Annotated in this window: 12 protein-coding genes and 1 pseudogene; 9 read left to right on the top strand and 4 right to left on the bottom strand. The window is 59.8% G+C overall.

The genetic code is table 11. The features are described 5' to 3' along the window. The first annotated feature begins 310 nt into the window (after positions 1 to 310). Positions 311 to 688 carry a histone-like nucleoid-structuring protein MvaT gene (mvaT, locus tag EC919_RS06625; protein WP_065992265.1) on the top strand — a complete coding sequence of 126 codons (378 nt, stop codon included), beginning with the start codon at positions 311 to 313 and terminating at the stop codon, positions 686 to 688. A gap of 99 nt (positions 689 to 787) precedes the next feature. On the opposite strand, the gene sbcB is transcribed toward mvaT, so the two are convergent. After that, positions 788 to 2218 (bottom strand): exodeoxyribonuclease I, encoded by a 1431-nt coding sequence (gene sbcB, locus EC919_RS06620; protein ID WP_133772339.1) that lies wholly within the window; start codon positions 2216 to 2218, stop codon positions 788 to 790. Between the two features lie 235 nt (positions 2219 to 2453). Here sbcB and EC919_RS06615 point away from each other — a divergent pair, with 235 nt between their 5' ends. Genes EC919_RS06615 through EC919_RS06600 form a run of 4 tightly spaced genes read left to right on the top strand, consistent with a single transcriptional unit; the run spans position 2454 to position 7018 of the window. Further along, the gene (locus EC919_RS06615; RefSeq protein WP_133772337.1) at positions 2454 to 3191 is read left to right on the top strand and encodes an RDD family protein; all 738 of its coding nucleotides are present in this window, start codon (positions 2454 to 2456) and stop codon (positions 3189 to 3191) included. Next, positions 3188 to 4168, top strand: a complete 981-nt coding sequence (locus tag EC919_RS06610) for a stage II sporulation protein M (RefSeq protein WP_133772335.1) — start codon at positions 3188 to 3190, stop codon at positions 4166 to 4168. The genes EC919_RS06615 and EC919_RS06610 overlap by 4 nt, the downstream gene beginning before the upstream one ends. Beyond that, positions 4155 to 5801, top strand: coding sequence for a DUF4129 domain-containing protein (locus EC919_RS06605; protein ID WP_133772333.1), 1647 nt, complete (start codon positions 4155 to 4157; stop codon positions 5799 to 5801). Before EC919_RS06610 ends, EC919_RS06605 begins: the two co-directional genes overlap by 14 nt. Beyond that, entirely contained in the window at positions 5798 to 7018 is a 1221-nt protein-coding gene (locus tag EC919_RS06600; RefSeq protein ID WP_133772331.1) for a DUF4350 domain-containing protein, read from the top strand. Before EC919_RS06605 ends, EC919_RS06600 begins: the two co-directional genes overlap by 4 nt. Before the next feature lie 81 nt (positions 7019 to 7099). Here EC919_RS06600 and EC919_RS27775 read toward each other — a convergent pair. Continuing rightward, positions 7100 to 7797 (bottom strand): annotated as a pseudogene (locus tag EC919_RS27775) (GGDEF domain-containing protein). Between the two features lie 1249 nt (positions 7798 to 9046). Here EC919_RS27775 and EC919_RS06585 point away from each other — a divergent pair. Next, a complete protein-coding gene (locus EC919_RS06585) occupies positions 9047 to 10123 on the top strand; it encodes an AAA family ATPase (RefSeq protein WP_432213799.1) in 1077 nt (358 codons plus the stop codon). Further along, on the top strand, positions 10120 to 11475 hold the full coding sequence (locus EC919_RS06580) for a DUF58 domain-containing protein (RefSeq protein WP_133772325.1): 1356 nt from the start codon (positions 10120 to 10122) through the stop codon (positions 11473 to 11475). Before EC919_RS06585 ends, EC919_RS06580 begins: the two co-directional genes overlap by 4 nt. Positions 11476 to 11486: 11 nt before the next feature. On the opposite strand, the gene EC919_RS06575 is transcribed toward EC919_RS06580, so the two are convergent. Further along, positions 11487 to 11846 carry a PilZ domain-containing protein gene (locus EC919_RS06575; protein WP_133772324.1) on the bottom strand — a complete coding sequence of 120 codons (360 nt, stop codon included), beginning with the start codon at positions 11844 to 11846 and terminating at the stop codon, positions 11487 to 11489. 313 nt (positions 11847 to 12159) lie between these two features. Further along, complete coding sequence (locus EC919_RS06570) at positions 12160 to 12534, bottom strand: tetratricopeptide repeat protein (RefSeq protein WP_074884629.1); 375 nt, start codon at positions 12532 to 12534, stop codon at positions 12160 to 12162. A 179-nt stretch (positions 12535 to 12713) separates the two neighbouring features. Between EC919_RS06570 and pyk the strand changes: the two genes are divergently transcribed. Further along, positions 12714 to 14165 carry a pyruvate kinase gene (pyk, locus tag EC919_RS06565; protein WP_133772322.1) on the top strand — a complete coding sequence of 484 codons (1452 nt, stop codon included), beginning with the start codon at positions 12714 to 12716 and terminating at the stop codon, positions 14163 to 14165. Positions 14166 to 14392: 227 nt separating this feature from the next. Next, a complete protein-coding gene (locus tag EC919_RS06560) occupies positions 14393 to 15625 on the top strand; it encodes a hypothetical protein (protein ID WP_133772320.1) in 1233 nt (410 codons plus the stop codon). Positions 15626 to 15662: the final 37 nt, after the last annotated feature.

Here is a 15662-nt window from a genome sequence, read left to right as displayed (position 1 = left end):
AGCGATTACCTGAGGACTGTGCAGTACCCGTCTGCCGCTCATTTCAGGCGGCAAAAAAGCGCACCCTGCGAGGAGTAACACGTAAGTGCCGGACCGGTTCATCGGCGACGGAAACACGACGCCAGATACATCACTCAAAACTCCGGGACCATTGGCGTTCTTTAACGCGACGTTTGAATGTAAATCGACGGTATGTCCGAGGCTATTTCAAAATGCTACGGATAAAACTTTTCTTAAATGTTTACTTGCGCAAACACTCTGATTATTATGCGCCCATCGCATCATGCCCATCACAACATAGGTAACCCCCATGTCACTGATCAACGAATACCGCGCAACAGAAGAAGCCATCAAAGAACTGCAAGCCCGCCTGCAAAATCTGCAACAAGACGACAAACTGCAGAAAGAACTTGAGTTTGAAGGCAAACTGCGCACGTTGATGGGCGAATATCAGAAATCCCTGCGTGACATCATCGCGCTGCTGGACCCAGAGTCCAAAATGAAGGCGCCACGTGGCGCTGCTGTAAAGCCGGTCGGCACCAAGCGCGCTCGCAAGGTCAAGCAATACAAGAACCCGCACAACGGTGAAATCATCGAAACCAAAGGCGGCAACCACAAGACGCTGAAAGAGTGGAAAGCCAAGTGGGGCGGCGACGAGGTTGAAGGCTGGGCAACTCTGCTGGGTTAATTCCCGAGCTTTGAGTCAGCCGTCGCGCAGAGATGTTCGACCCAAAAAGACGCCAGCAATGCTGGCGTTTTTTATTGCCTGCCATTTACCCGTCTTCGCTTAAAGCCCCAGACGCTGTTTCAATACCAGAGAGTATTCCTGCCATTGGGCGAGCACCTTGAGTTGCTCGGGCGTGGCCTTCAGTGAGAGCTCGACCAGCGCACGGCTGAATGCCTTGAGCGTAATGGGCGCGCCGGCCTGAGGGTCGCTCAGGCGCAACTGACAAAACGCCAACCAGCGTTGTTGTTCGTCAACACTCAGGGTTTCGGCAAAGTTGCGGGCGCGATAGCGGAATAATAACTCAGGCAGTCGGGGATCATCGAAGGGCCAGACATCGGTAGCCAGCTGCTGCGGCTCGGCAATTCGCACCTGCTCGCAGAGTCGACGGTCCCTATCATTGATGAAGCCATCGTATAACTGCTGTTCCGGATCCGCACTGGCAGCGAAGTTGTCGTTGGCGTACACGCTTTTCAACTTGTCCTGCCAAATCGCCTGGCCTTCATTCAATGCAGCGACGCGCGTTTTATAAACACCCATGTCCAGTTGCAGGCGCTCACGGTCCTCCTCGCGAAGGACGCTCAATGGGGCAATGACCGGGCATTTATTAACATGCAGCAATTTGAGCGGAACGGGGAGCTGGCCTTCGAGCAGATCTTCGCGACGGGTATATAGACGCTGACGCAAGGTCTCGCCGTCTTCATCCAGCAACGGGCTGTGGTCGTGGAACAGGTCACAGACAATCAATGCATTTCGGTTGACCGGATGCCAGGCCAGCGGGAGTACAACGCTCACATAACTTCGCGCCGCGGAAAACCGACCCGATATATGCACAAGCGGCTGCATCAATCGAATCTGATCCTGCACCTTGTGCTTGAAGCGCAATTCAAAAAGATAATCGTAAAGTTTGGGTTGTTTATCGCGCACCAGCCGCGCCAGAGCGATGGTTGCGCGGACATCGGAGAGCGCGTCGTGGGCATGGCCATGATCGATCCCGTTTGCCGCCGTCAGCCGCTCGAGTTTCAGCGTCACCCGGCCCTCTTCCTGCGGCCAGACAATGCCCTCCGGACGCAATGCATAAGCCGTGCGCACCACATCGATCAGATCCCAACGGCTATTACCGCTCTGCCATTCGCGGGCGTAGGGATCGAAGAAGTTTCGGTAAAAACTGTAGCGGGTCATCTCATCGTCAAAACGCAACGTGTTGTAACCCGCGCTGCAGGTACCGGGAAGAGACATCTCGGCGTGCAATCGCGTCATGAAATCCGCTTCACACAACCCCTTTTCCGCGAGCCGGTCAGGCGTGATGCCTGTCACCAGACACGCCGCCGGATGGGGCAGAATGTCATCGCCGGGCTGGCAATAGAGGTTGATCGGCTCGCCGATCTCGTTGAGCTGATCGTCCGTACGAATGCCCGCCACTTGCAGCGGCCGGTCGTTGCGTGGATTGATCCCGGTGGTTTCGTAGTCGTACCAGAAGATGCTGGAAGTCACGGGCTGATCCTGAACAAAAGACCGGCCGAGTTTAACAGATGCCCTTGCCCGTCTGACGCCAGCGAAGACACCCCATGGCCCGGGATACTGCGACACAGTTCGTGCGAAAGTGGCGGCTGTCGATGGCCAGCAAGTTGTAACAGGACTCTTCTCACACATTGTCCAGAATCATCCTGTTGCTTACCCACTCAGGCGTGGCTAGCATCAAACCTCTTTCACCGGCGTACCTTTTCTTATGTCCCTTTCCCATGCAGAGCCCGGATGTGCTGCACCGCTTGCCCTGCTGGACACCCGTGTTCGCATGGAAACGCCCGAGGGCATAGACCTCATCCTGCGCCCCGCCGGTTTAATGTCCCGCTCAATTGCTTTCGGCATCGACCTGGCGATTCGTGGTGTATTGCTGGGTGCGCTGTTTTTTGTGCTGGGAACACTGGGCGACTTCGGCACCGGACTGTTCATGCTCGCGCTGTTTCTCGGGACCTGGGGTTACATGGTGCTTTTCGAGGTGCTGCATCAGGGCCGCACTCCGGGCAAACAGATCATGGGGCTGCGGGTCATTCACGATGACGGCACGCCGATCGGCTGGTCGGCTTCAGTGCTGCGCAACCTGCTGCGTTTCGTCGACATGTTGCCCTTTGGCTACTGCGTTGGCGGGTTCACCTGTTTGCAGCACCCGCTGTTCAAACGACTTGGGGATCTGGCGGCCGGCACGCTGGTCATCTATCGAGATCTACCCCCGCAACGACCGCCACTGGCTGAAGCCACTGCGATCAATCCGCCGCTGCCCCTCTCGCTGGAGGAGCAGCGCACCCTGCAAGCCTTTGCCGAGCGACACGGCACACTTTCTCCGGCGAGGGCTCAGGAGCTCGCCGCAATCGTCACGCAGCCGTTGCAGCTGGCTACCTCGCCAGATCCGCACTCTCCGGTCCAGCAATTGAATGGCATTGCCCGCAGCCTGGCCGGTTCATCATGAAACAGAGCCTGTTCGAACAACGTCACGCAGAAGACTGGCAGCGTTTTGCGACGCGCCTTGAGGCGCTGGAAGGGAGTCGCGGCAAAAGCGAATCCGGCGCGGGCTTCAGCCGCGAATACCGTCGGATCTGCCAACACCTGGCGCTAGCGATTGACCGTGGCTACGCCCGTTATCTGGTCGAACAACTGCAACAGCTTGCGATGCGCGGCCACCAGCAGTTGTATCGCCACCGAAGCCGGTTCACTGCGCAGTTGCTGAGCTTTGTGCTGGCGGACTTTCCGCGGCTGGTGCGTGCCGAATGGCGATGGGTCGGCCTTGCCGGCCTGCTGTTTTTCGGAAGCCTGACGCTCATGGCGCTGCTGGTCTACGGCTATCCGGATCTGGTGTACAGCGTCGTCAGCCCGGCCGATGTTGCCCAAATGCACGCGATGTACGAGCCCGCTGCACGGCGCATCGGGCAGACAGCCGAGCGCGCGTCGAGTACTGACTGGCTGATGTTCGGTTACTACGTGATGCACAACGTCGGCATTGCTTTCCAGACCTTCGCCAGCGGCCTGTTCTTCGGCGTCGGCAGTCTGTTTTTTCTGTTCTTCAACGGGCTGATGATTGGCGCGGTTGCAGGCCATCTCACTGACGCAGGCATGGGCGAAACCTTCTGGCCGTTCGTGGTCGGGCACAGCGCCTTCGAGCTGAACGGCATCATGCTGGCGGGTGCGGCGGGGCTGAAACTCGGATGGGCGCTGGTCGCTCCCGGTAGCCTGCGGCGAGGCGAGGCGCTTCGCCGCGCCGCCCGGATCAGCGTGCGACTGGTTGGCGGGGTCATGATGTTCCTGCTCATCGCTGCATTTATTGAAGCGTACTGGTCGTCGATGAGCTGGCCGCCAGCGGCGGCCAAATACGGGGTGGGCGCTGCTTTGTGGCTGCTGGTCGGCGCCTACCTGACTCTCGCTGGACGGACGCCCCATGCGCCTGACTGACACCAGCGTTGTCATACGTCCACGTACGCCCTGGGAGGCCATCGACCTGGGCGTTCTCCTGGCGCAACGGCACCGCGCCTTGCTGATGACCAGCTGGGCCATCGTCACCTTGCCGATCTTCGCGCTGCTGACCCTGCTGCTGTGGGATTACCCGTCAGTGGCTGTGCTCGTGTTCTGGTGGCTGAAGCCAGCCTACGAACGGTTGCCGCTTCTGATTCTGTCCCAGGCGCTGTTCGACTCGGCACCTTCGCTCAGTCAGGCGCTGAAAAGCTATGCGTCCGCACTCAAACCGCAGTTGATAGCGAGCTTGACCTGGCGGCGTCTGAGCCTTAGCCGCAGCTTCTATCAGCCGGTACAGCAACTGGAGGGGCTCGACGGGTTGGCGCGTGCGCAGCGGATTAACGTGCTTGGCCAGAAGGATTCCCGGGCGGCGCGTCTGCTGACCGCGCTGGGCAGCACCCTTGAAATGACCTTCTGGATCGGCCTGATGGTGCTGTTCTACGCCATGATTCCGCCGCAGATCGAAGCCGACTGGTCCTGGCGCAGCCTGCTCGACGTAGAGGGTGAGTGGAACTGGCTGGAGCATCTGACCAACGGGTTTTACGCCTTGGTCCTGATTGTCTGGGGGCCGGTGTATGTGTCGTGCGGGTTTGCGCTGTACCTCAATCGCCGGACCGCATTGGAGGCGTGGGACATCGAACTGGGTTTCCGCAAGCTGCGTCAGCGCGTGCTCGGCAGCGCACTGACGTTTTTACTGGGCGGCGTCCTCGCGCTGACGTTGCTACCGTCTTCATCCATGGCAGAGTCGGCGTCTTACGCGTCGATGACAGACTCGTCCGTGGCAGACGAAATCCCCAGCGAGTCGGGCTACAGCTGCCCGCTGCCGCCGCTGGACAACCCGCAGACTGACGAAAACGTGGCACCGCCCGATTCACCTCGTCTGCTCAATCAGACGCTGACCAGCCAGGCGTCACAGAACGCCATCCATGCTGTGCTTGAACAACCGCCGTTCAAGAATCCCAAACCGGTGTCCGGGTGGCGCGTCGCTCCGCCCAGGCACGATGCCAGGCAGGATGCCCAGTCAGCCGAGACACCGAGCTGGCTGGCGCGCCTGGTCGTCGGCCTGCTCAACGCGGGCAAAACCCTGTCGGCTGTTTTCGGGGCACTGTTATGGACGCTCCTGGGCCTCATAGTCGTGTGGGTGATCTGGCGGTATCGCGCCTGGTTCGCCACCTTCGTCGGTAAAAGCCCACCCAAGGCAGCCGCACCGCAAGACATCCCTCACCAGCTCTTTGGTTTGCAAGTCCGTGCTGAAACCCTGCCGACGGATGTCGCCGATGCAGCGGAGAGGCTGTGGCAGCAGTCACCGCGCGACGCGTTGAGTCTGCTTTACCGCGCGCTGCTGAGCCGCCTGTTGACCGATTACGGGTTGCCGCTGAAAAGCGCGGACACCGAGGGCCAGATACTGGCGCGTATCGCGGAGCTCAAGCAGTCATCCCTCGATGACTTCAGCCATGAGCTGACGCGCCACTGGCAGAATCTCGCCTACGGACATCAGCTGCCGCCGGATCAGGCACGACAGACGCTGTGTTCAGGCTGGCGGAAGTTGTTCGCGCCGGGAGCAGGGGCATGAGCCGGCGCTGGGTCATCGGGCTGGTCGCCGCGCTGATGCTGGCATGCATTGTCATCGCCAGTGTGCCTGTGCTGAAGCGGCTTGAGCGTTATCAGGAAACCGTCGACCAGGGCCCTTCTCCCGAGGCGATGGCGAACCCTTACCTTGCCGCTCAGACGTTCCTGCGTCAGCGCAACATTCAGGTGAAGACAGCCGAAACCCTCGCCACCCTCCCTGACATCCAGGAGCAGCCACAAACGCTCATGCTGCTGGATTTTCGCGAGAAGATGACGCCGTCAGAGGTCAAGCGCTTGCTGGCCTGGGTTCGGTCAGGCGGCCGCCTTCTGTTTGTTGCCGAACGGTTGTGGGACCCCTCCAAGGGGAGCAGCGGCGACCTGCTGCTGGATCAATTGCAGATCCATCAATTTCTTACCCAGGACCTGCTGGAGCAGGACCGCGAACGGCAGCGCGAACAGCTCAAACCGGTCATCCCGCTGAACACGCCGGACATTCAAGGCCCCGAAACGCCGTGGCCCGAGTTGACCCGGCTGTTCGTGCAAAACGAAAACGACCCCGCGTACATGAGCTTCGACCCGGCCTTCCATCTGGATGACCCCGAGGATCATGCACGGTCATGGGCCAACAGCGCCGACGCCACGCACCTGCTGCAAATGGTCTACGGCTCTGGATTGATCACTGTCGTCACCGACGCTGATCTCTGGAAAACCCATGCCATCGGCGAATACGACAATGCCTGGCTGCTCTGGTACCTGAGCCAGGACAGCGCCGTCACGATGGTGCTGCGCACTGAGCATGACAACCTCTTCGGCTTGCTCTGGAAATACTTCCCACAGGCCCTGCTCGCTCTGGCGCTGTGCCTGATGGCAACGCTGTGGCATGCAGGCATGCGCCATGGCCCGATGCTGCCCATCCTGTCGCGCGGCCGTCGTCAGCTCGGCGAACACCTGCGCGCAAGCGCCGACTTCATGCTCCGCCGCGAAGGTCAGCACGCCGGGTTGCGCGCCCTGCAGCAGGACATCCTGCGTCGCGCCCGGCAACGGCATCCCGGCTTTGAAACCCTGGCCGTCACCGAACAATGGCAAACGCTGGCGCGCATGACGCGTCAGTCCACCAGCAGCATCGGCCAGGCATTGCGTCCGCGCCCGGAGCAGCGCCTGTCCAGCAGCGAATTCACCCGTCAGGTTGCGTACCTGCAAACCCTGAGAAACGCTTTATGATCTGGCGCCGTGGCAACGGTGGCCATCCATTCCCGGACAACAGCCTCGCAAATCCACCGTCATGCCAGGCCAGCCAAGCGTTTACGCATCGGAAACAGGCGACAGGCCGGCGATATCGTAAAACTGTGCCTGGGCTTTTCCCACACGCTTGGCCTGATAGAGCGCCTCATCGGCGTGCGCCAGGACGTCGGTAAAAGCACCGCCTGTCCACACTGCCCCACCAATACTGCAACTGACTTTAATCACCTCGCCAGAGAGGGTCATCGGTTCCGCAAGTTTCGCTATCACCCTTTCAGCGGCGCGCTGAACGCTGGATAACGACTCACCGGCGCGCAAGGCCAGTAGAAGCACGAATTCGTCGCCACCGTGACGCACGGCAATGTCCCCATCACGCACTGTGGCTAAAAGCCTCACTCCGACTTGCTGAAGCAGCGCATCCCAGTGGCATGCCCAAAACGGTCGTTGACGGGCTTGAATCCGTCCAGGTCCAGACAAAGCACACCATAGCTGAGTCCCTCCCTCCATTCGCTGCGCACAGCTTCGACATATTTTTCCAGCGCCGCTCGGTTAGGCAGGCCGGTCACCACATCTCGGTAGGCAATGCCTTCAACCATCGCCAACTGGCTTCTCTTCGACGTCAGACTGTCGACGAGGTGGCGGATCGCGACACTCAGTGTCTCGACTTCCCGCGAACCGTGAAGTAACGGAATACTCACATTGGCGCCTTCAGACAGGCGGGCAGCTGCATCGGCAATTTTGTTGACCGGCTGGGTGATCATCCCTGCCGCAAACCAGCCAATGATCGCGAAGGCGATGGAGAGTGCACTGCCCCAGGCAAAGATCTCGCTGCGTACCTTCAAGGCTTCGGCAAACGCAACGGTCACGGGCTGCCTGGCAATCACCGTCCATCCCAGGCCGGCATAATCGCCAATCCCCACACTCTTGGCGGCGCCGGTCAGGTACTGAATACCGTCCGGCCAGGTTTCAACCGACCCGCTTTTGCTGACCACCCGGGGGAGCTGGAGGCCGAGGGGTTGGCCAATCAGTTGCCGGGGCCCGAGCAATACTGTTCCGTCCTCGCCAATGACCAGGAACTCCAGACTCGGTAAACGCCGCTGCAAAGGCTCCAACAGAGTTCTGCCCACCTCATAGGCCCACTTCCAGGAAAGGTGAGTGGCGAGAACACCTGCAAGCCGTCCGTTCTCATCCCGCACCGGCATGCTGATGTCGACAAACTTCATGGCTTCCCCGGAGGGATTGGGAAGGAGCTTGGCGAGCAGTACCGCTTCATGTACATCGCCGACAAAGACCTTGTCGACACCGTTGGCGAAAACGGGTCGTTTTGAAATGTCCACACCCTCCAGCACGCTGTCGGTAGCAGCGACTACCGTGCCGTGGGCGTCGGTAAGACCGATCCAGGAATAACTGGGAAAGTTGTGGCTGAGGCTGTTCAAAAGCCTGCGCGCCTGGCCCGCGCGTGCCGGGTCACGAAGCGCTTCCAGGTCACTGAGCACTGCAAGCTCTTTGGCACGGGCACTCATGTCGAAGTCGAGACGGTCCACCATTAAATAAGCGGACTCGGTGAGCTGCAGCCCCGTTTGCTCCTTCAGGCTGGAAATCGAGGATTCACCGATGACAGAGCCAAATATGCAGCTAAGGACAAGCACAAGGATTGCCACGACGATCGCGACCTGCGCCCGCAAGCTATGGAGAGAAGCAAGAATCATCGCGTTTACACCGTGCCGGAGATCGGAAAAGCCGCCGTCCTTAGGTAGTGTTCCACACAAATATCGGCTGAACACCGGGTTTCTGGAGGGGTGGAGGTACGGGCTGATCGCCACGCCCATCGGTCGCGCATCTGCATACACCGTGCAATCAGCCCATTCGCGGTCTGTTCGGGTGATGCCGCGTGGTATTTCGGGTTGCGTTGATAAAGTGCGATTACACTCTCGAAACCAGCTGAATTAGGCAAGCACCTGATCAATGACAGACATAACAGATTCAACCGTCGGCAAGGCTCATGAAACGCTGAGCGATCAACTGACCGAGCCAGGCCACGCGGCCAATCACCTTCCCCTCCCTGAACCCGCAGCCGTGGACCACAAGCACAGCGAGCCGGCCACCGCTTCGGGCAGCCATCCGGCGCAGCAGCGCCAGCGTGCGATTCATCTGTCGCAGGCGGTGCGGCACGAGTTGCAAAAAGCGGTCATCGGCCAGGACGCCGTCATCGATGATGTCCTGACGGCCCTGATCGGCGGTGGCCATGTGCTGCTGGAAGGCGTGCCCGGGCTGGGCAAGACGCTGCTGGTGCGGGCGCTGGCCCGGTGTTTCGGCGGCGAGTTCGCGCGCATTCAGTTCACCCCTGACCTGATGCCCAGCGATGTCACCGGCCATGCCGTGTACGACATGCAAAGCGAGCAGTTCAAGCTGCGCAAGGGGCCGTTGTTTACCCATCTGCTGCTCGCGGACGAGATCAACCGAGCACCGGCCAAGACTCAGGCCGCGTTGCTTGAGGCGATGCAGGAACGTCAGGTCACGCTGGAAGGCCGCGCGCTGCCGGTGCCACAACCGTTCATGGTGCTCGCGACGCAGAACCCGATCGAGCAGGAAGGCACTTACCCACTGCCCGAAGCCGAGCTCGACCGCTTCATGCTCAAAGTGCGCATGGATTATCCCCAGGCTGATCAAGAGCTGGAGATGGTCCGCCAGGTCACCCGTTCGACGCGCTCCGACATGCTCGACATCCAGCCCCTGCGCACCTTGATGCAGGCAAAAGACGTGCTGGCACTACAACGCATCGCCAGTGATCTGCCGGTGGATGAACAGGTCCTTGATTACGCCGTGCGGCTGGCCCGTGCCACTCGCACGTGGCCGGGCCTGACGCTGGGTGCAGGGCCACGGGCGTCCATCGCGCTGATTCGGGGAGCCCGCGCGCGTGCGCTGTTGCGTGGCGGCGAGTTCGTGGTGCCCGACGACGTCAAAGGCTGTGCCCTGGCGGTGCTGCGGCATAGAGTAAGGCTTGCGCCGGAGCTGGACATCGAAGGGTTGTCGGTGGATCACGTGCTCAAGCAATTGCTGGATCAGGTGGCAGCGCCGCGTCGATGAAGCAACTGCTCAAGCCGTCGACACGGATGCTCTGGTGGCTGGCCGTTCTGCTCGGCGTGTCGGTGCTGCTCGGTATTCTGCAGGCATTGGGACGAGGTCCCGTTGCGCGGCTGGACGGCTTTTTCTGGACTTTGCTGTGGGGAATGGCTGCCGTGGCAGGGCTGGATGCGGCATGGCTCTCGCGCACGCCCTCCCCTCGGGTCAAGCGGCATTTGACCGGCAGTCTGGGAATGGGACGCTGGAGCGAGGTGCGGATCGATCTGGAACACGATTCATCCCGTGCGCTGCACATGACCCTCTTTGATCATGGCCCCTCAGAGCCGGACGCTCGCTACGAAACCGAGAATCTCCCCCAGGACGTCGTGCTGCGCCCGCAACGCACGGCCCGGTTGACCTATCGACTGCGCCCGGCCAGTCGGGGGGATTTCACCTTCGAACGGACCGAGATCCTCATGGGCAGCCCGTTGCGCCTGTGGTCATCCCGGCGTTATGTGCCCAACCATGACGTCGTGCGGGTGTACCCCGATTTCGCCCGGTTGCAGAACGGGCAACTGCTGGGCGTCGAGAACTGGCTCAGGCAGATCGGCATTCGCCAGCAACCGCGTCGGGGACTGGGCCTGGAATTTCATCAACTGCGGGAATTTCGTGAAGGCGACAGCCTGCGTCAAATCGACTGGAAAGCCACGGCCCGGCATCGCGCGCCCATTGCGCGGGAATATCAGGATGAGCGCGACCAGCAGATCCTGTTCATGCTCGACTGTGGCCGACGCATGCGCAGCCAGGACGGCGAGCTGACGCATTTTGACCACGGGCTGAACGCCTGCCTGCTGCTGAGCTATGTGGCCTTGCGTCAGGGCGATGCCGTCGGTCTTTCTACCTTCGCGGGCGAACAGGACCGGCATCTGCCGCCCGCCAAAGGCGCCAGTCAGCTGAACGTGCTGCTGAATCACCTCTACAACGTCAACCCCACCCAGCGCCCCGCCGATTATGCGGTGGCGATGGGAACCATCCTCGCGCGGCAGAAACGCCGGGCGTTGGTGGTCTTGATCACCAACCTGCGGGACGAGGATGACGAGCAATTACTCCAAGCGGTGAAACAGCTGAGTCGCCATCACCGTGTGCTGATCGCCAGCCTGCGCGAGGCAGTGCTGGACGATCTTCGTCAAAGGCCGGTACAGACCTGGCAACAGGCCGTTGACTATTGCGGGACAGTCGACCTGCTCAACGCACGCAGCGGACTGCATGAGCGTCTGATCGCCCATGGAATCCCTGTGCTGGATGTGCGCCCCAGTGAGCTGGGGCCCGAGTTGGTGAGTCGATACATGCGCTGGAAAAAAGCCGGCGCTCTGTAAGGCGCCTGGCTTCAGGCGGACGCTTCCAGCGGATAGAAACTGAAGTAGCGCTGCAAGGCCTGAATGAGAACGAAGTATTCCGCCGGCGCCGCTTGCAGGCGAAAACCGGAATCGAATATGCGCGGGGTCTCGTCTTCATGACACCACAGGCAGCTGGCGTCGATATCGATGTTGTACAGGCCGTTCTTGCCATCGGGCACTTTGAGGCGCAGCTGAAAATCGGCCCCTACCAGAATGGGCAGATCGCTGATCAGCATCAGGCCCTGCTCTGACACGTTCCCCAGGCAACCCAACGGTTTATCGGTGTACCGGTTGAACACTTGCAGGTAGTAAGGCAGTTGGTGACGCTCTATTCGTCGTTCATTAAGCATTCGGACACTCGCCCTGAGATGACCATTGAGCATGGCCGCGCTAGTGCTTTGAGATTCGGTTGCACAGAACTGCCAGACCCGTAAAGCCAGAACCCTTCGATGGATAAGCTCATCACGACATCTGACTCATTCGGTACTGGCAAAAGTCACTGACTCCCATGGCTGATCGGCGTTAAACACCCCTATCGAGCTCGCTTTCGGATCAGTGGCACTGCCACCTTCTTCAAAACACTTAGGTCCCTACTCATCGCAGCCTAGCTCAGGTTTGGGCGATATCCACTCGCAACGTGACCGTATATCCACTCGGGTGTAACTAGCGTGAAGCAGCGCGCGGTGTGGCGGGCGGCGCCAGGTTGTCATGGCCCAGCTGATGCAGGGTGTCCAGGCGGGCCTTGGCACGGAACGCATACTCGCTTTCCGGGAACTGAGTGATGATGTACTGGTAGGTCTGCACCGCATCCATGTAGAACTTCTGGCGTTCCAGGCACTGGCCACGCAACATCGACACTTCAGGCTGTACGTAGCGCCGCGAACGGCTTTCCCGATCGACTTTCGACAGGTTGTACATCACCGCGTCACAGTCGCCCTGGGCGTAGGCGCGGTTGGCATTGTTCAAATGGCTGTTCATTGCCCAGCGGGTGCAGCCACCCAAGGCAAGCAGCGCCACTAATATCATCACGATTCGCATGAGAGTCTCCTGTGCTCAGCCCTTGTATCGGCGTATTCCGGGATTTCTTCAAGGCCGATTTGAGCCCCGCCGGCCTGCCGATTGCCCAGCGATCAGGGGGTCAGGTAGTGCAAAGGAACAATGACTACAGAGCAATACAGTAGTAGCCTCTCGCTGCGCTTCATTTAAGGAGTTTGTGCATGACCGTTCGCCGCACCAAAATCGTAGCCACACTGGGCCCTGCCAGTAATTCGCCAGAAGTCATCGAGAAGCTGATTCTTGCTGGCCTGGACGTCGCCCGCCTGAACTTCTCCCACGGCACGCCCGACGAGCACAAGGCTCGCGCGAAGCTGATCCGCGACATCGCCGCCAAGAACGGCCGGTTCGTCGCGTTGCTGGGTGACCTTCAAGGCCCGAAAATCCGCATCGCCAAATTCGTCAACAAGAAGATCGAGCTGAAGGTAGGTGACAAGTTCATCTTCTCCACCAGCCATCCTCTGACCGACGGCAACCAGGACATCGTCGGTATCGATTACCCCGATCTGGTCAAGGACTGCGGCGTCGGCGACGAGCTGCTGCTGGACGATGGGCGCGTGGTCATGCGCGTCGACACGCAAACCGCCGATGCACTGCACTGCACCGTGACCATCGGCGGCCCGCTGTCGGATCACAAAGGCATCAATCGTCGCGGTGGCGGTCTCACAGCTCCGGCGCTGACCGAGAAAGACAAGCAGGACATCAAACTCGCGGCCGAAATGGACCTGGATTACCTGGCCGTTTCGTTCCCGCGTGATGCGGCCGACATGGAATACGCGCGCAAGCTGCGTGACGAGTCCGGCGGAACGGCCTGGCTGGTGGCGAAGATCGAACGCGCCGAAGCCGTTGCCGACGACGAAACCCTCGATGCGCTGATCCGCGCCAGTGACGCGGTCATGGTTGCCCGTGGCGACCTGGGCGTGGAAATCGGCGACGCCGAACTGGTGGGCGTCCAGAAGAAAATCATCCTGCACGCACGTCGCCATAACAAGGCGGTGATCGTTGCCACGCAGATGATGGAATCGATGATTTCCAGCCCGATGCCAACCCGCGCCGAAGTGTCCGACGTGGCCAACGCCGTGCTCGACTACACCGACGCCGTGATGCTGTCCGCTGAAAGTGCCGCCGGTTCTTATCCGGTCGAAGCCGTTGAAGCGATGGCGCGCATCTGCGTCGGCGCCGAGCGTCATCCGACCGGCAAAACCTCCAGCCACCGCGTCGGTCACTCGTTCACCCGATGTGACGAAAGCATCGCGCTGGCCGCCATGTACACCGCCAACCACTTCCCGGGCGTGAAAGCGATCATCGCGTTGACTGAGAGCGGCTACACCCCGCTGATCATGTCGCGCATTCGCTCTTCGGTGCCGATCTACGCGTTCTCCCCGCACCGTGGCACCCAGGCGCGCGCAGCGATGTTCCGTGGCGTTTACACCATTCCGTTCGACCCGGCGGCGCTGCCGGCCGGTCAGGTCAGCCAGTCCGCTGTGGACGAACTGGTCAAACGCGGTCTGGTTGAGCAAGGCGACTGGGTCATCCTGACCAAGGGCGACAGCTACCACACCATCGGCGGCACCAACGGCATGAAGATCCTGCACGTCGGCGACCCAATGGTTTAAGCAAAACCGCAACCCCAAAAAGCCCCGCCTCGTGAGAGTGCGGGGCTTTTTTATTCCCTCTGTCCCGCCCTGACTGCGGTGGGGATAGATGCAGGCCGACTATCACAGTCTGTCTGAGAAAAAGTCAGTTCAGACACGCGCTTTCGACTGTCATTTATGCCAGTAGATTCGGCACAGGCACAGGCCTAGAGTCAAGTTTTCAAAACGCCATCGGAAGGGGAAATCAAATGAACAAGGACGCATTTGTCAGTGGAGGGCCGGATCCGGACTTTGGTACCGATGGACTGGCTAACTTACCGGCTTCCATGGGATATGCCGGCAAGTTGACTTGGGCGCAGGGGAATACCTCATTGGTTGCGGGCTCTTCAAGTAGTCAAGAAGAGAAGTTTCTTGTAACGCGATTGCTGAAGAATGGCACCGTTGACGCCAGCTTCGGCAAAAACGGCGTTATTCAGGATGAGGTCATGGAGCAACAGAGATCTGTGGCAATCGGCGCTTTCGAGGTCGAAGAGGATAAGACGTTAATTGTGGTGACCACCACGACCCTAAGTGCCCCGATCATTCCCTGTGCAACCCGATACTCACGAGACGGCACGCGGGACCAGATTTATGGACAAGGCGGCATATTGCAGCTCCCTTATCCTGACACCCTGAGCAATGACCGACTTCCGGATAACGACCCTCTGCCGGATGTTGAAGCCCAAAGTTATTCACGCCCGTCACCCATGCGAACCGGATTAACACCCACCGGCAAACTCGTAGTCGGCTGGTGGTACTCCCTCGAGAAAAGGACGGTGATTTACCGGATTGATGACACTGGCCAACTGGACACTTCCTTCAATAAGGTGGGCTACGTGACTTACCCTGAGGCGCTGGGGACCAGTTCGCTGAGTGCGCTATTAATGCTGGCGTCGGGGAAGGTCCTTGCCGTTGGCGAGCATAGAGGCGAATCTGGCCACTTCTATCCGTTTTTGGTCCGGTACGATGAGACGGGTGCGCTGGATAAAGAATTTGGAAATGAAGGAAGCGGCTTCGTAGAACTTCGATCGGAACAATATGCCGGTTATATATTGACTGCCTGTATTGAAACCGCAGCGGGCAACCTGATCATTTTTGGTCGGGACTCTGAAGGCAATGCCCGGCTTATCGGTCTTGAGGGCAAAGGCAATATTGATCAGTCGTTTAACCCCGAGGACGTCCCCGACGTTTACCAATGGCTCAGTGCGTCTTACGACGGCAGCAGACTCGTCGCTGCAGGACATACGTCTAACCCCCGCTACCTCATTGTCGCCCGCTACAACACGGATGGCTCTCTCGATCGTGCGTTCGGGACCGATTCAGGCTGGGTACGCCTCGACTACCCCGGCATACCCGAGTCTTCAACTCCGTATGACGTAAAAGCCGTCGATGAAAGGATTCTGGTAGCCGGCGGCAGCTTCGTCACGCGTATTCTCGCCTGAGCGAATGGTGTGAGGAGCAGGCAAAGGGTTGGCGGAC

The sequence above is a fragment of the Pseudomonas graminis genome (assembly GCF_004364335.1).
GTDB lineage: Bacteria > Pseudomonadota > Gammaproteobacteria > Pseudomonadales > Pseudomonadaceae > Aquipseudomonas > Aquipseudomonas graminis_D.
Note: the sequence above shows the minus strand (reverse complement) of the source record. Positions and strands in the feature narration are given on the sequence as shown.

Bases quoted from the DNA above. Each gene is read 5' to 3' on its own strand.
- EC919_RS06615 (WP_133772337.1), top strand. From the start codon at position 2,454: ATGTCCCTTTCCCATGCAGAGCCCGGATGTGCTGCACCGCTTGCCCTG.
- EC919_RS06600 (WP_133772331.1), top strand. From the start codon at position 5,798: ATGAGCCGGCGCTGGGTCATCGGGCTGGTCGCCGCGCTGATGCTGGCA.
- EC919_RS06605 (WP_133772333.1), top strand. From the start codon at position 4,155: ATGCGCCTGACTGACACCAGCGTTGTCATACGTCCACGTACGCCCTGG.
- EC919_RS06570 (WP_074884629.1), bottom strand. From the start codon at position 12,534: ATGCGAATCGTGATGATATTAGTGGCGCTGCTTGCCTTGGGTGGCTGC.
- EC919_RS06610 (WP_133772335.1), top strand. From the start codon at position 3,188: ATGAAACAGAGCCTGTTCGAACAACGTCACGCAGAAGACTGGCAGCGT.
- EC919_RS06580 (WP_133772325.1), top strand. From the start codon at position 10,120: ATGAAGCAACTGCTCAAGCCGTCGACACGGATGCTCTGGTGGCTGGCC.
- pyk (WP_133772322.1), top strand. From the start codon at position 12,714: ATGACCGTTCGCCGCACCAAAATCGTAGCCACACTGGGCCCTGCCAGT.
- EC919_RS06560 (WP_133772320.1), top strand. From the start codon at position 14,393: ATGAACAAGGACGCATTTGTCAGTGGAGGGCCGGATCCGGACTTTGGT.
- mvaT (WP_065992265.1), top strand. From the start codon at position 311: ATGTCACTGATCAACGAATACCGCGCAACAGAAGAAGCCATCAAAGAA.
- EC919_RS06575 (WP_133772324.1), bottom strand. From the start codon at position 11,846: ATGCTTAATGAACGACGAATAGAGCGTCACCAACTGCCTTACTACCTG.